Source organism: Arthrobacter endolithicus, from assembly GCF_026627425.1.
Classification (GTDB): domain Bacteria; phylum Actinomycetota; class Actinomycetes; order Actinomycetales; family Micrococcaceae; genus Arthrobacter_M.
Window position 1 is genome coordinate 44,822 of record NZ_JAPNLH010000009.1, and the last position, 15,489, is coordinate 60,310.

14 protein-coding genes are annotated in these 15,489 nt (G+C 62.2%); 10 read left to right on the forward strand and 4 right to left on the reverse strand.

Features of this window, described 5'->3' with window-relative positions:
* Positions 1–13: 13 nt before the first annotated feature.
* A complete protein-coding gene (locus OS914_RS09670; RefSeq protein WP_267545853.1) occupies positions 14–976 on the forward strand; it encodes a ferritin-like domain-containing protein in 963 nt (320 codons plus the stop codon).
* Positions 977–1,142: 166 nt separating this feature from the next.
* Here the strand turns inward: OS914_RS09670 and OS914_RS09675 are convergent, their stop codons facing one another.
* Complete coding sequence (locus OS914_RS09675; protein WP_267545854.1) at positions 1,143–1,763, reverse strand: L-threonylcarbamoyladenylate synthase; 621 nt, start codon at positions 1,761–1,763, stop codon at positions 1,143–1,145.
* Positions 1,764–1,969: 206 nt separating this feature from the next.
* Here OS914_RS09675 and OS914_RS09680 point away from each other — a divergent pair, with 206 nt between their 5' ends.
* From OS914_RS09680 to OS914_RS09710, 7 genes are all read left to right on the forward strand, one after another.
* Positions 1,970–2,767 carry a sigma-70 family RNA polymerase sigma factor gene (locus OS914_RS09680; RefSeq protein WP_267545855.1) on the forward strand — a complete coding sequence of 266 codons (798 nt, stop codon included), beginning with the start codon at positions 1,970–1,972 and terminating at the stop codon, positions 2,765–2,767.
* A gap of 200 nt (positions 2,768–2,967) precedes the next feature.
* Complete coding sequence (locus OS914_RS09685; RefSeq protein ID WP_267545856.1) at positions 2,968–3,363, forward strand: RNA-binding S4 domain-containing protein; 396 nt, start codon at positions 2,968–2,970, stop codon at positions 3,361–3,363.
* Between the two features lie 112 nt (positions 3,364–3,475).
* Positions 3,476–4,975 carry a lipase family alpha/beta hydrolase gene (locus OS914_RS09690; RefSeq protein WP_267545857.1) on the forward strand — a complete coding sequence of 500 codons (1,500 nt, stop codon included), beginning with the start codon at positions 3,476–3,478 and terminating at the stop codon, positions 4,973–4,975.
* A 22-nt stretch (positions 4,976–4,997) separates the two neighbouring features.
* Entirely contained in the window at positions 4,998–6,107 is a 1,110-nt protein-coding gene (locus tag OS914_RS09695) for a S1C family serine protease (protein ID WP_267545858.1), read from the forward strand.
* Between the two features lie 93 nt (positions 6,108–6,200).
* Positions 6,201–6,563 (forward strand): DUF488 domain-containing protein, encoded by a 363-nt coding sequence (locus tag OS914_RS09700; protein ID WP_267545859.1) that lies wholly within the window; start codon positions 6,201–6,203, stop codon positions 6,561–6,563.
* 44 nt (positions 6,564–6,607) lie between these two features.
* Entirely contained in the window at positions 6,608–7,534 is a 927-nt protein-coding gene (locus tag OS914_RS09705; protein ID WP_267545860.1) for a beta-phosphoglucomutase family hydrolase, read from the forward strand.
* 10 nt (positions 7,535–7,544) lie between these two features.
* A complete protein-coding gene (locus OS914_RS09710; RefSeq protein ID WP_267545861.1) occupies positions 7,545–9,917 on the forward strand; it encodes a glycoside hydrolase family 65 protein in 2,373 nt (790 codons plus the stop codon).
* 95 nt (positions 9,918–10,012) lie between these two features.
* Here the strand turns inward: OS914_RS09710 and OS914_RS09715 are convergent, their stop codons facing one another.
* The gene (locus OS914_RS09715; protein ID WP_267545862.1) at positions 10,013–10,588 is read right to left on the reverse strand and encodes a universal stress protein; all 576 of its coding nucleotides are present in this window, start codon (positions 10,586–10,588) and stop codon (positions 10,013–10,015) included.
* Complete coding sequence (locus tag OS914_RS09720) at positions 10,585–12,033, reverse strand: MFS transporter (RefSeq protein WP_267545863.1); 1,449 nt, start codon at positions 12,031–12,033, stop codon at positions 10,585–10,587. The genes OS914_RS09715 and OS914_RS09720 overlap by 4 nt, the downstream gene beginning before the upstream one ends.
* A 253-nt stretch (positions 12,034–12,286) precedes the next feature.
* Between OS914_RS09720 and OS914_RS09725 the strand changes: the two genes are divergently transcribed.
* Entirely contained in the window at positions 12,287–13,249 is a 963-nt protein-coding gene (locus OS914_RS09725) for an aldose 1-epimerase family protein (RefSeq protein ID WP_267545864.1), read from the forward strand.
* Positions 13,250–13,268: 19 nt separating this feature from the next.
* On the opposite strand, the gene OS914_RS09730 is transcribed toward OS914_RS09725, so the two are convergent.
* Positions 13,269–13,691: a VOC family protein gene (locus OS914_RS09730; protein ID WP_267545865.1), complete on the reverse strand. Its 423-nt coding sequence runs from the start codon at positions 13,689–13,691 to the stop codon at positions 13,269–13,271.
* Positions 13,692–13,964: 273 nt separating this feature from the next.
* Between OS914_RS09730 and OS914_RS09735 the strand changes: the two genes are divergently transcribed.
* The gene (locus OS914_RS09735; protein WP_267545866.1) at positions 13,965–15,467 is read left to right on the forward strand and encodes a SulP family inorganic anion transporter; all 1,503 of its coding nucleotides are present in this window, start codon (positions 13,965–13,967) and stop codon (positions 15,465–15,467) included.
* The last annotated feature ends 22 nt before the right edge of the window (positions 15,468–15,489 follow it).

Consider the following 15,489-nt stretch of genomic DNA (forward strand, 5'->3'; position numbering starts at 1 on the left):
TCCCAGGAGAACGATGATGTTTGACCAGAAATTTATCACTGCCGCGATTAACCGAAGCGCAGAAAACCCCACCGATCGGCGCAATTTTCTCAGGGCCGCCCGGTTGACGGGGTTAGGAGTTGGCGCCGCGGCGCTCGTGGCGGGTACCGCAGGGATGGCTGACGCTGCCGACGCCACCACGAATGCCACAGCACCCAGTGACGCTGCAATCTTGAATTTTGCGCTGAACTTGGAATACCTTGAGGCCGAGTTCTACCTCCGGGCGACTACAGGTCAGGGGCTGCCTGATAACCTCACCGGGGGTACCGGACGGCGTGGCGGGGTGAGCGGCGGCCATGAGGTCCCCTTCAAGACACCGGCCATCCGCCAGATCGCGCAGGAAATAGCGGCCGATGAAAAGGCCCACGTGGCCTTCCTGCGTTCCGCTCTTGGCCGGGTGGCCGTGTCCCGACCTGCCATCAACATCGATGCCAGTTTTACGGCCGCGGCGGTAGCTGCCGGTCTGATCAAGCAGGGACAGAAGTTCGACGTCTATGCGAACGAGCAAAACTTCCTGCTGGGGGCGTTTGTCTTTGAGGATGTGGGCGTTACTGCTTACAAGGGAGCGGCGCCGCTGATCAATAGCAAAACGTATCTTGACGCCGCCGCCGGCATTCTCGCTGTGGAGGCTTACCATGCTGCAATCATCAGGACCACCCTGTACGGGCTCGGTCTGGCAGCGCCTACGGTGAACATTTCGGACCTGCGCGACCTCGTTGACGGCCGATCGGACGACGATCAGCCGATTATCCTCAACGGAGTGTCAAACCTGGTACCCACAGATGCCAACGGGATCGCTTATGGACGCACCACCGCCGCGGTGCTGAACATCGTATATCTGACGGGGCACCGGGTACGCTCCGGCGGTTTCTTCCCGAATGGTGTGAACGGTTCCATTAATCTCAGCGGGGACAACGATCGCGACGGTGACGACTAGAGGCCGCGACGGCTAAACCAGATGATATAGCCATGCCTACTGCCCTGCGGAATTCGGCAGGGCAGTAGGCATGGGCGACCGTGGCAACGATCTGGAGCCCGCGGCGCTGCCGTCGGTTGGTGCAAAATCTGCACGCTACGATTCCGCCACTGCCGACAACGTCATATTACTCGAACCGGGACGGGTCGCCCGTTCCGCGGCGGATGATCTCGGCCGTACCGCTGGAAAAGTCGACAACAGTGGTCGGTTCGGCGCCGCAGTCACCGGATTCGATCACGGCGTCCACCTCGTGGTCGAGCCGTTCCTTGATTTCCCAGCCCTGGGTGAGCGGCTCCTCCTGATCGGACAGCAACAGGGTGCTGGAAAGCAGCGGTTCGCCCAGCTCAGCCAGCAGGGCCTGGACCATCTTGGTGCCGGGAATGCGGACGCCGACAGTCTTCTTCTTCGGATGCAGGAGACGGCGGGGAACTTCTTTCGTAGCGGGCAGGATGAAGGTGTAGCTACCCGGCGTGACGGACTTGATGCTCCGGAACACGTCGTTGTCGATCTGCACGAATTGGCCCAGCTGGGCGAAGTCCTTGCAGACCAGCGTGAAATGGTGCTTGTCATCTAGGTGGCGGATCGCACGAATCCGGTCCAAGGCGGCTTTGTTGCCCAGCTGGGCGCCAAGTGCATAACAAGAGTCCGTGGGGTAGGCAATGAGGCCGCCGGATCGAATGAGATCGCCGATCTGTGCGATCGCGCGCGGTTGTGGATCTTCCGGATGGACGTCAAAGAATTTAGCCATGGCACGAGCTTACGGCCGTCTGACGCGCGGTGCACAAGGTTGTTTTACTCGAGAACTGACTTGTACCCGCTGCTTCCGCGAACGAGAAGTTGCTTCGCAGAATTCTCAGCAAAACGATTGTCTTATAAGCATGCTTCTGTTTCTCTGAGAGGGAGGTTGGGAACGGCCGTCCTCGAACCGGAGCGGAGACGAACTTGGCGCCTGTTATGAATCACGATGAAACTCTCGAGACTTTCCACCGGGCGCGCCGCTGTGTCGGTTCGTTGCGGAGGGCCATCGAGGATGAATTGATCGTCGGCCATTTGGACATCGCCGAGACTGCGGCCCGCGCTTTCGTTGTTGCCGGGAGGGACTTGGATGATCTTAGGCAGATTGCGTCCATAGGTCTGATTAAGGCTGTCCGTGGTTTCGATCCCGACCGGGGAACAACGTTTATGGCTTACGCGATGCCCACGGTGCGGGGGGAGTTAAAGCGGCATCTGCGGGACAGTAGTTGGATGATCCGGCCGCCGCGGCCTTTACAGGACCTGCGCACAATCATTTCCAAAACCTCGCCGGCATTGGCTCAGCGGCTGGGCGCAGAGCCGACCTTGGCCGAACTTTCGGTCGAGCTCGGTGTTGACGAACGGCATGTCGCGGAGGCCTTGAATTGCCACAGCAGTCTCCATCCGGAGTCGTTGGAGGCCCCGCTGGGTGAAAGAGGGGAAGATCCGACGCACAGTTTGTTGGAAATCATCGCCGACTCGGACAGCTGGCCGGATAGGGTCGAGGAAATTCTGATGCTACGCAGTGCAATCCGGAACCTGCCGGCGCCGGAACAGCGGCTGCTGTATTTGAGGTACTTTCATGAACAATCCCAGGAGCAAATCGGACGGCATTTGGATATGACTCAGATGCAGGTCTCTCGTCTGCTCGCCCGTGTCCTGGCTGAACTCCAACGCAGCCTCCAAGACGACTCGCAGCAGAAGATCGAAGGTCGTAGGCTGCGTTCTCGGAGCGCGTGAGAGGGGTTCACAGACTACGGGCCCGCCTTCCCCGCGGCCTGCCTCGTTCAGCTGCTCCGTTGCCGGTGGGTCACGGCGGACTGCTCCGGGAAGGTGGCTGCGCTCCTTCCTTCGGGGAAATTCATCGGCTGTTCCGGAAGGGTGCCCGTCGTTGTGCGGGAGCAGCGTCCATAATGGCGCACGGTAGACTCACAGTCACCATGAGCATTGCCGGAAACGTTCCCAAGAATGCGCCAGCTTCGGTCCGTATCGACGCCTGGCTGTGGGCCATCCGCGCGTACAAAACGCGCTCCGCCGCCACAGCGGCCTGCCGCGCCGGCCACGTCAAAGTCAATGACGCCGCTGCCAAGGCCGCCCAGCCGGTCGTCCCGGGCGACACCGTTCGTGTCCGTCAATCCGGATACGATCGGATACTGCTGGTCAGGGGTCTGCTCGCCAAACGCGTCGGAGCCGAAGCCGCGTCACACTGTTTCACCGACCAGACACCGAAGCGTCCGGCGTTGCCGGCCCTCGGACTGCCGATGCGGGACCGGGGTGCCGGCCGGCCCACTAAAAGGGACCGCCGGGTCATGGACCGTCTGCGCGGTGAAGACTAAAGCCAGGCGTGACGGATGTCCAGACACCGGTATACCTTTTAGCTTCCCGGTGCCACACTGATGACATAGCCTCGCACATGGCTTTGGGCATGATTCAGGATGGTGTGTGCAGATGAATGAGCGGCTTCCCATTATTTTTGTCCGCGGTTTCGCGGGAGGTCAGGGTGCCATCGACGTTGCGGTCGACGATCCGTTTTATGGCTTGAACGATGGCTCGACGCATATCCGCGTTGGGGCGGGCGGACAGCCGCGATTCTATCAGTTCGAGGGCCCCCTGCTGCGGCTGATTAATGAGCAGGGCTACCACGTCCAGGTGGCAGGCAGTCAGCAGCAGGTCCTGCTTTCGGCCGGTCCCGGTGAACTTCCCCCGGACTCGGTGTGGATCTATCGGTTTTACGATGAGGAGTCCGGCTCGTTCGGGAACGAACCCAAGCCGTACGACATCGGCACCTCGGCACAGGGGCTGGTCTCGTTCATCTCGCTGGTCCGGTCCAAGACACGTGGAACCCCCCGCGTTAACCTGGTGGCGCATTCGATGGGTGGTCTGATCTGCCGGACCGCGCTGCAGCGGCTGATGACGGACCCGGAAGAGGCGGTATCCAAGTTATGTACAGCCGGTACGCCTCATGGCGGGATCGATCCACAGCTTGGCGGTGGCATTGGCGGCTGGCTGATGGACAAGTTCGGGCCCGATGGCTCGAACATTTTTAGCCCGGACCACATGCGCGAATACATGCTCCCAGCCGGCGCCCCGGAAGATGCGGGGGTCGATCCGCGCACCGGGCAGTGGGACCCCCGCCGGATGGTGGGTCCGTTTCCCGCGAGCCGGATACTGAGCATCGTTGGAACGGACTCTGCGGACTATGCCGTCGCCAACGGGCTTTCCACTGTGGTCATGGGGGTGCAAAGCGACGGTTTGGTGGCTATCCGAAACGCCTACGTTGTTGGTTCGGCCCGTGCGTATGTACATCGATCCCACAGCGGCAGGTACGGGCTGGTTAATTCCGAGGAAACGTACCAGAATCTCAAGTGTTTTTTCTTTGGTGGGCTGCGGTTGGAGGTAGGGCTGCGCGGTCTGATCCCCTCGGAACTCGAAGACCGTGTCTGGCAGGCTGATGTTCGTCTGGCGGTTCGTGGGATCCCGGTCCTACTGCACGAGCAGACCGCCGCCCACTACTGTCCGGTGGATATCAATGCCGAGGCGGCACAGCTTTCGACGCCGGACTCCCCGGTACCTCTGGTAACGCTCTTTCTGGAGCCTGAGGCCGCGACCGGGTGCCGGTATGCGTTGGATATCAGCGTGACCTCACTGGATGAGACCGGAGGGATCCTGGGGTTCGGGGATCATCTGGAACAGGTCGGTGATTGGGAAGACACCCTGATCCTGGACGTCGGACCGCGCGACAGCTCAGGTCTGCCGGAGTCACGGTGGCAGTGGAACAGCGAGCTCTACGGCCGGATAGCAGGCCAGGATCAGCTCCCCAACATCATCGAGTGGGGCGCCGGCGGCGTGGATGGCGTCAGTGCACCCTTTGTTCCGCTCACCGAATCAGGCAAGATGCTCTTGGGCGATGCGGCATGCCTAACCCTTACGGCAACCCCGTGGACATAACGAAGAGTGAGAGGAGCCCGCAATGAGAATGTATCTGCGGTTTGTGGGGGCCGTTGTGCTCAGTTCCGCAACCCTCGTTACGGCGACTGGATGCACCGGCAGCCCCGCAGCCAGCCAGCCGTCCGCGAGCCAATCGGCTTCAAATGCATCGTCAGCACCGGGCGGAGCCACTTCCTCCAGCGCATCCTCCAGCGCATCCGCTGGCGGCACCGCAGGCGCAGGTCTTCCCGCGGTGCCGGGTATCGTCAAAACGGTGGAGCCGTCCGTCGTGACCATTATGTCCTCTATTGGTCTGGGCAGTGGCGTGGTGTACCGCGCGGATGGGACCATCGTCACCGACGCCCACGTCGTGGAGGATCAGCAGAAGAAGCCGTTCAGCACCGTCCAGGTCCAGTTCGCGGACGGAACGCAGGTGCAGGCCGACGTGATGGCCGTCGACGATGTCAGCGACGTTGCGGTGATCAAGGCCCATAGGTCCAATCTCCCGGCTGCCACGTTCTCCACCGTCGTGCCCGAGGTGGGTTCTCTGGCCGTCGTGCTGGGCAGTCCGCTGGGATTGGCGGACACCGTAACAGCAGGAATCATTTCCGCGCTGCACCGCAATATGCCGCCGTCGACGGAAACTCCGCAGGGTATTACAGACCTGATTCAGACGGACGCTCCGATCTCGCCGGGGAATTCTGGCGGGGCCGTGGTGAACGGTAACTCCGAAATTATCGGATTGTCCGAGGCATATCTACCACCGAGTTCCGGCGCGGTCGCGATCGGATTTGTCACCCCCGCGACCACTGTCACTGAGGTGGCAGACCAGCTGTTGGCCAATGGGAAGGTCCGGCACGCGGCCTTGGGCGTGGTTCCGACCGACATCTCCCCGCAGGTGGCCCAGCACTTCAACATCGCCGTGACCGAAGGGGCGCTGGTCTTGGATGTGCCTAAGGGCGGCCCGGCCGCAGCGGCCGGCATTCATCCCGGGGACATCATCGTCAGCTTCGCCGGAAAAAAGATCAGCAACGCGCTGGATTTGACGGCTGCCATCCGGCAAAAGGAGCCGGGGGACCAGGTTGACGTCGTCGTGCTGCGCGGCAAGGACACCCAGACACTGAGGGTGACCCTGGGCAACAACGCACAGTAGTCCGCGCGGGTGCTTATGCGGCGCCGCCGGAGAGCATAATGCCGGGGAGCATAATGAGACCAGACAAAGGGCCGGACGCTAAGGAGTGAGGGCATGGCAGCGAAGCCGAAGGTGCAGTTCCGCAGGGTTTACGAGGAAACGAAGCACGACGACGGCGCCCGGGTTCTGGTTGACCGCATCTGGCCGCGGGGAGTGTCCAAGGACAAGGCGGATCTGGACGAGTGGTGCAAGGAGATCGCGCCGTCGACAGAGTTGCGCAAGTGGTACGCCCATGATCCGGAAAAATTCGACGAATTCGCCCGGCGCTACCGCAGTGAGTTGAAGGAGCCGGAACGTGCCGGGGCGTTGGCCCATTTGCAGGCCGTGGCGCAGGATGGGAATTTGACCCTGCTCACCGCCACCAAGGACGTTGGAATCAGTGAAGCCGCCGTGCTTGTGGCGGTACTGGGCGGCTGAGGCCATCCGATAGCCGCAACCGGACTCTCGAGAGGACCCTGAAGTTGGACAGTGACAGGTCGTCCCCCGGCGACAGCTCTTCCACCGGCCGAGCACCGACCACCGGAGCCGTTTCAGTCGGGCTGCCCGTTGCCGTTCGCGCGTGCTTGTTTGACCTTGACGGGGTGCTGACCAAGACAGCATCCGTGCACGCTGCTGCCTGGAAAGAAATGTTCGATGCCTACCTGCGGGACGTTACAGACGGAACAGGGCAGCCGTTTGTACCCTTCGATCCAGGCGCAGACTACGACCAGTACGTGGACGGGAAATCCCGGGCCGACGGCACCCGCTCCTTCCTTGCCTCCCGCGGCATCACCCTCCCAGAGGGCAACGTCGACGGAAACAGCCGGCAGCACGTGCCAGTCGGCCGGGGTGGCGAGGCGGGGGGCAGGAACGGGGAAACGTGCCGGGATATTGCACGAGGTGAAACTGTGCAGAGCCTGGGCGATCATAAAAACCTGATCGTCCTGCGCAAGTTGAAGGAGGACGGCGTCGAAGTCTACAACGGCTCGGTCAGCTACGTTCATGCCGTCCGGCGGGCCGGGCTTCGCTGCGCTGTCGTGTCTTCCAGCGAAAATTGCCGGGCCGTGCTCGCCTCGGCAGGCATTGAAGATCTTTTTGATGCACATGTTGACGGGATCACAGCGCGCAACGAGAAGCTCAGGGGAAAACCAGCGCCGGACATGTTCCTGGCCGCAGCCCGAGTACTCGCCATGACGCCGCAGCAATGCGCAGTGTTTGAGGACGCGCTCGCGGGCGTCGCCGCCGGAAGGGCCGGCGGCTTTGCGCAGGTGGTGGGCGTGGACCGCGCGGGACAGGCACCGGCCCTGCACGACGCCGGCGCCGACGTCGTGGTATCCGATCTTGCCGACCTGCTGGGGCCGGATTGTGATATCCCGGACGGTACGCCAGCCGCGCGGGAACAACCATGAGGGAGAGCGCATGATCGAGCACCCCAACTTTCCGACCGAACCGTGGTGTCTGCGCGAAACGGCGCTGGACCTGGACCGTTTGGCGCAGACGGAATCCCTCTTCGCGCTGTCCAACGGGCACATCGGCTGGCGCGCAAACCTGGATGAGGGGGAGCCGCATGCCCTGCCCGGCTCGTATCTGAACGGGGTCTTTGAACTGCGCCCGCTCCCTTATGCCGAAGCCGGCTACGGCTATCCCGAGTCAGGACAGACGGTCATCAACGTGACCAATGGGAAACCCATCCGGCTTCTGGTCAATGACGAGCCCTTCGACGTTCGCTACGGTGAGCTGACCTCCCACGAGCGCCGTCTGGACTTCCGCACGGGACTGCTGCACCGCGAAGTCGAATGGGTCTCGCCGGCTGGCCGGGATGTGCGGGTGACGTCCACACGGATGGTCTCGCTGGTGCAGCGGTCCATCGCGGCCATCCACTATGAGGTGGAAGCGCTCAACAGTCGGGTTCGGATCGTGGTGCAATCCGAGATCATCGCCAATGAACCGCTGCCTGCTCCGCGCGGCGATCCACGCGTCGCCGCGGCCCTGGAGTGCCCGCTGGTCGATGCCGAACATGCCGCCCATGGGGCCGGCGCGGGTCTGGTGCACACCGTTGCCGGGTCCAGGCAGATCGTGGCCGCGGTGATGGATCATGTGGTGGACGGGCCGCCCGGGACCAGCGTGGAGGCGATAAGCTTTCCGGACCTGGGGCGCACTACCATCACCGTCACGCTTGAGCCCGGTCAGCGGCTGCGACTGATAAAGATGGTGGGCTACGGCTGGTCCGGCTCGCGTACGCTGCCGGCGGTCTGGGATCAGGCCGACGCCGCCTTAGCGGGGGCCATGCACACCGGGTGGGACCAACTGTGTGCGGAACAGGAGCAGTTCCTGGACGATTTTTGGCAATGCGCGGACGTAGAGCTCGACGGCGACACCCGGATCCAGCAGGCGGCGCGCTTTGCGCTGTTCCAGGTGCTGCAGGCCGGAGCGCGTGCCGAGGGCCGGGCCATCCCAGCCAAGGGCCTGACCGGGCCTGGCTACGACGGGCACACGTTCTGGGACACCGAGACCTATGTGCTGCCGGTCTTGACCTACACCGCTCCGGACGCCGCCGGGCACGCGCTGCGCTGGCGGCACAGCACCTTGGAGCTGGCGATGGCGAGGGCCAAGCAGCTGGGACTGGCCGGAGCGGCCTTTCCCTGGCGGACCATCCGTGGCGAGGAGTGTTCGGCCTATTGGCCGGCCGGGTCAGCAGCCTTTCACATCAACGCGGACATTGCCGCCGCCGTCGTCCGTTATGTTCGCGCAACTGGTGACGCCGCCTTTGAAGGTACGGTCGGCGTCGACCTGCTCGTTCAGACGGCCAGACTCTGGCGCTCACTGGGACATCACGATGGACGCGGCCGGTTCCGGATTGACGGGGTCACCGGCCCTGATGAATACAGCGCGGTGGCGGATGACAACGTGTACACCAACCTGATGGCGCAGCAGAATCTCACCGCCGCCGCGGACGTCGCGGGCCGGTACCGTGCCCGTGCCGGTCAACTCGGCGTTGACCCGGAGGAGATTGCCAGCTGGCACGATGCCGCCGCCTCCATGTACATCCCGTATGACGACGTCTTAGGTGTCCATCCGCAGGCGGAAGGATTCACCGGCCACCAGGCGTGGGATTTTGCCGCGACTACGAAGGCCCAATACCCGTTGTTGCTGCATTTTCCGTACTTTGACCTTTACCGCAAACAGGTGGTCAAGCAGGCGGATCTGGTGTTGGCCATGCAACTGCGGCCGGACTCGTTCAGCCAGGCGCAGAAGGAACGGAACTTTGCCTACTATGAGGCGCTGACCGTGCGCGACTCTTCGTTGTCAGCCTGCGTGCAGATGGTTCTTGCCGCCGAGGTGGGGCAACTGGAGCTGGCCAACGACTACCTGGCCGAAACCGCACTGATGGACCTGGACGATCTGGAACACAACACCGCGGACGGCGGCCTGCACATTGCCGCCCTTGCCGGCGTCTGGACGGCGCTGACGGCCGGCTTCGGGGGGATGCGGGACACCGGCTTCTCGGACGGCACCGCGACGCTGCGCTTTGCCCCCCGGCTTCCGCCCGGGCTCAGCCGGCTGGCCTTCGGTGTCCTCGTAGGTGGCCGGACCTTGCGGGTTGAGATCACTGCGAAAGCAGCGACTTATGTTCTGCGCAGCGGCAAGCCACTGGACATCATGCACCACGGTGCGCAGATAAGCGTCACCACGGCAGAACCGCTGGTGTGCCCGATTCCGGATCTTCCTATGACCGGTCCCCGGCCAACACAGCCGGCCGGGCGCGCCCCTCGACGGCAAAGCGAGGACTGACCGTGATTGTTCAAAATCTGGAGTGGGTCAGAGAAGGCCGTTCCGCCGAAATGGTCCTATCGTGTGGGCTTCGAATGTGCCAAATCGATAAGCCCTCAGGTGGGGTCTGTGCCGCCGCCCGGAGGAAGATGCAGCCCGGGCCGGCCAGCTGTCGCGGCTGACTTGGCCACGTTCATCCCGAAACGTTTGCTGCCCCGGACAAACGGTGTGTCGGCCTGATCGGCGACGTCCGGCGGCATGATGACCACAGGACACTGGGCCTGATAGATTAGCCGGTGCGCCAGCAGCGGTGACTGCGAAAAGTCCGTCCGCTGTGGCGCGTCCAACACCAGCAGCGTGGCCTGCTTGGATACACTGAGCAGCACATTGAGTGCGGTACCGCGGATCAGGCGGCAGGTGATACTGCTCGTGTCGCCCAGGACCGCACGCACGTGCTCGCGTAGTTCCTCTTCCGCTGCGGTAAAGTCGGCGTCTGCGTCGGAGATGATCAGCGGCGGACGGGTCCCGGCCGTCATGGGTGGGCGGGGCGCGCGCCACGCACTGACGGCGAACAGGTCAGCGGAACGTCGTCTCGCTTCGTCCGCTCCCCACTGGAGGGCTGCCCGGGAGCCGCTCGTGGGGCTGACACCCACCACGAGGACCTGGGTGGTGTTTTCCTGGTCGCCTGTCATTGTGCTGACACTTTCGAAAGTGGATCGGAGATGTCCTCCAGTGATTTGCGCTCGGAGTCAAAAGCAAAGAACAAGGCGATTAAGCCACCAAACACCATCATGCCGGCACCGAAAAAGTAGCCAATGGTCAATGGACCCCGACTGCTGCCATCGCCGATCAAAGCGCCGAAGATCGCTGGCGCAATGGCTCCTGCAATCTGCCCAATGGCGAAGAAATACGAGATCGCCTGCCCGCGCAACTCTTGGGGAAAGTTCTCACTGACCGTCAGGTACGCGGCAGACGCACCCGCGGAGGCGAAGAAGAAGCAAATGCACCAGAGCACGGTTTGGGTCGTGGCGGTGAGCGCACCGGCGTTGAAGAGCACCGCGGAGAATGCCAGGACAAGGCCCGCTAGCGCATACGTCCCGAAGATCATCTTCCGCCGGCCGACTGTGTCAAAAAGCGGGCCTAGGACGAGCGGGCCAATCAGGTTCCCGATAGCGAATGGGAAAAAGAAGTACTGCGTGGAACTGGGACTGGTACCGTAAAAATTCTGCAGGACCAGTGCGTAGGTGAAGAAAATGGCGTTGTAAAGAAACGACTGCGTAACCATCATGACGAAGGCAACCATGGTGCGCCGGGGGTACTTTTTCAAGAACACGACAGCGACTTGCCGGAAGGGAACACTCTTGGTGGGGCTCACCGTGATAGCCCGATCCGGCGGAAGTTCCTTCAAGTCGTGCCCTTCGGCGCGGACCTCGGCCTCAATTCGGTCCACGTTCTGTTCCGCCTCGTCAGCGTGACCATGCATGAGCTGCCAGCGTGGGCTTTCCGGGATGTGCCTGCGCAGATAAATAATGATCAATCCCAGTGCCGGGCCAATAAAGAATCCGATCCGCCAGCCCCAGTCCACCGGAACAACATCCGGGTTCAGCAGGAAAACGTTTCCGAAGGCACCCAGCGCGGCACCACCCCAGTAGGTCCCGTTGATGGCGATGTCCACCCGTCCACGATAGTGCGAGGGGATAATCTCATCGATGGCAGAATTAATGGCTGTGTATTCGCCGCCAATTCCCAGGCCTGCAATAAAACGGAAGAGGTATAGGAACCAGACGGCGAAGGAAAGCCCGGCCACCCCGCTGCCAATGAGGTAGATGGCCAAGGTGATGATAAAGAAGCGCTTCCGTCCCAGACGGTCGGCCATGCGGCCAAATACCAGGGCACCCACTACCTGGCCGATAAGGTAGACGGTGCCGGTCAGTGCGACTTCCTCCGCACTCATGTGCAGCGTTTTCTGGAAGCCGGCCGAGGCAACGAGCTCAATTTCCAGGCCATCCAGGATCCACGACACGCCCAAGCCTAGAACCACCGTCCAGTGGAACCTGGTCCACGGCAACCGGTCCATTCTGGCCGGGATCAGACTCACGATTGGTTGCTGGTTTTGCGCGGCTGCAACACTGGACATCGGGCCTCCTGAAGTTCACGTGCCGGCATGGCGGGCTCGGTTGCTGAAGGTAAAATCATAAATCCGCTATGAGGCTACTCTTCGTCGGTCGAATGCGGCAGGGTCTGCGCAAAAAAAGTCACGACCTTTCTACCCGGGTTGCCTGCTGGCGCCCCCTCCGGCAGGGACCACGCGGGGAGCTTGTGTTGTTATTCCCCCTGTGGCTGTGCCACAGTGTGAACATCCATGCCCGATTGCCTATGGAAGGTCACCGATGAACACTCAGGAAAAGCGGAATGACGGGGTGGCGCCCGCGCCGCCGTCGGGCCTGCAGTATGAAATCCGTGCCGGTGACCAGCTGGTGGTCCTGACCGAGGTCGGGGGATCCCTACGCTCTTACACCGCCGGGCAACGTCACGTACTGGACGGCTACGAAGCGGACGAGCAGTGCACCGGCGCCCGCGGGCAGTCGCTGCTTCCCTGGCCGAACAGGATCTCCAACGGCCACTACGGCTGGCGTGGCAGCGGCCGGCAACTGGACCTCACCGAGCCGGAGAAGCACGGCGCCATCCACGGTCTGACCCGCTGGGCCAACTGGACGCTGGTCGAGCACGGCCCGGACCGGGCCAGTTTCCGCTACGTCCTGCACGCCTGCCCCGGCTGGCCCTTCGTTCTGGACTGCCGGCTGGACTATTCCCTCGATGAGCACGGCCTGACCGTGCGCACCAGCGCCACCAACATCGGGACGGAGGCCTGCCCCTACGGAACGGGCGCTCATCCGTACCTCAGCGTGGGGACGCCTGACATTGACAGCACTTTTGTCCGGGCCACCGGGTCAATCTACCTGCCCGTGGACGAACTCGGGATCCCCACCGGAACCAAGCCGGTGGACGGGACGCATTATGACTTGCGCAGCGAGCAGGTCATGGGAGACCGGGAGATCGACGTTGCATACACGGATCTGCATCGCGGCGAAGATGGCCGTGCACGGGTGCGCATGCTGGCGCCGGATCGCGCTGCGGGAGTGGAAATGTGGGTGGACGAGGCGTATCCATATCTGGAAATCTTCACCGGAGACACCCTGCCCCAGCCGGCCCGCCGCCGCACCGGCCTGGGCGTTGAACCGATGACGTGTGCCCCCAACGCCTTCAATTCAGGGGATGGACTCATCACTCTTGAACCGGGCGAGAGCCACACCGCGACATGGGGGATTAACCCGTACCCGGACCTCCAATAACGCGAACGTGCAAACGCCGCTATGGCTGCGGTTTGCTGCCGGCGATGTTCACCAGCCAGCTGACACCGAACCTGTCGGCGCACATACCGAAGATGTCGCCCCAGGGAGAGCTCTCGAGCGGCATCGTGATGTTACCCCCGGCGGAAATTCCCTCCCAATAGCGACGCAGCTCGGCCTCATCCTCGCCGCTGAGCGACACGGAGTAGTTGTCTCCCGGGGTGTAGCTCATGTTTCTGGGAGTATCGGCTCCCATCAGGGTGAGGCCGCTGTCGGTCACGAGCACTGCGTGCATGATCTTGTCCTTTTCGGAGGGCTCTTGGCTCATTTGGAACTCGCCGAATGTGCTCAGCGTGAGTTCCCCGCCGAAGACCGACCGGTAAAATTCCATGGCTTCTTTCGCCGTATCGCGGAAGCTAAGGTATGGGTTCAGTTTGGTGCTCATAGGACGTCTCCTCAGGACATGTGTGTGGCGCTGCAGCAATATATAGGTAAGAATTCCCATTGAACCAGCACAGTCCCGCTATGGCTATGGCCAGTTTCGTTCGCCTGCGACCTCGACCGGGCTAATCTGAGGCAGAGCGGCAGGGCCAGGATCCCGCTCTGCCGTCGACTTCAGGGACTGGGATAGGGTGGTTGTGGCCATGGAAACGGAACGCTTGGCTACGTTCACCACAGGTTCTCGCGCGAGATCCCCGCCCTGAAAGTTACCCTGGCAATGGCCAAACAACCGACAAGCACGCAGCTGTCCCCGGCAGTTCCAACCGTTTTGGCAGCTCTTCGAACACCTAAGCTCCTGAGCAGGGAGGTCTTAGCCGGCATCGTCACCACGTTGGCGCTGGTGCCGGAGGTCATCTCCTTCTCCGTGATTGCCGGAGTGGATCCGATCGTCAGCCTCGTCGCGTCCATCGTTTTGGCCATCACCATGTCATTCCTCGGCGGGAGACCAGGGGTGATCACCGCCGCGGCTGGTTCCGTCGCGCTCGTCGTGGCACCACTGGTCAAGGTTCACGGCGTCGAATACATTCTGCCTGCCGTAATACTGGCGGGAATCGTGCAGGTCCTTTTTGGCCTCTGCGGACTGGCGCGTCTGATGCGCTTCATTCCGAGGTCGGTCATGATCGGCTTCGTCAATGCGTTAGGGATTCTCATCTTCCTCGCCCAGGTACGCCATCTGATCGGTGTTCCGTGGCTCGTCTATCCGTTGTTCGCGCTGACGGTGGGCATCATCTTATTCCTGCCAAAAGTCACGACGGCGGTGCCGGCACCTTTGGTCGCGATCGTCGCGGTAACGGCGATCGTCATCATCGCAGGTCTGAACGTCCCGAACGTTGCCGGCGAAGGCCCGTTGACCGGAGGACTCCCGGGCATCACACTTTTCCTCGTACCATTGAATCTGGAAACCCTGCAGATCGTCTTGCCCACTGCATTGAGCGTCGCCTTTGTCGGTCTGATGGAATCGCTGCTCACCGCCAAACTTGTCGATGACCTGACGGACACTCGCTCGCACAAGGGCCGGGAGTCCTGGGCTCTGGGAGTGTCGAATATCGCTGCCGGTTTCTACGGTGGCATCGCCGGATGCGCGATGATCGGCCAGACTATCGTGAATGTGAAGATCGGCGGGGCCAGGACCCGCATCTCCACCTTCATAGCAGGTGTTTTCCTGCTGGCCCTCGTGACCGGGTTGAGCTCGCTGATGGGACAGATTCCCATGGTGGCACTCGCTGCCGTCATGATGATCGTCGCGATCAGCACCGTCGACTGGCACAGCGTTAAAGCGTCAACGCTTAAGCGCATGCCGCTCCCGGAGACCCTCGTCATGAGCCTGACTGTGATCGTCGTCGTCGTAACCGGAAACCTTGCCATCGGCGTCCTCGTCGGCGTTGTCCTGGCCATGGTGTTGTTCGCACGCCGGATTGCGCATGTAGTCCGGGTTGAACGCGTCCCGGCCGACGACGGCACCTCGGTGAGGTACGACGTCCGTGGACCGCTGTTCTTCGGGAGCAGCAACGATCTCGTAGACCAATTCTGCTATGCGCTCGATCCCGCGGACGTGAGCATCGATTTCACTCACGGACAGATCTGGGATGCGTCCACCGTAGCGGCTCTGGATTCCATCGAGACGAAGTACCGTGGGCACGGGATTGCCGTCACGTTCGCGGGCCTGGATGCGAACAGTCTGAAGTTCCATCGGCGGCTTACGGGGCACTTCGGGACATAGGAACGCCTTGTTTGTATTCGCG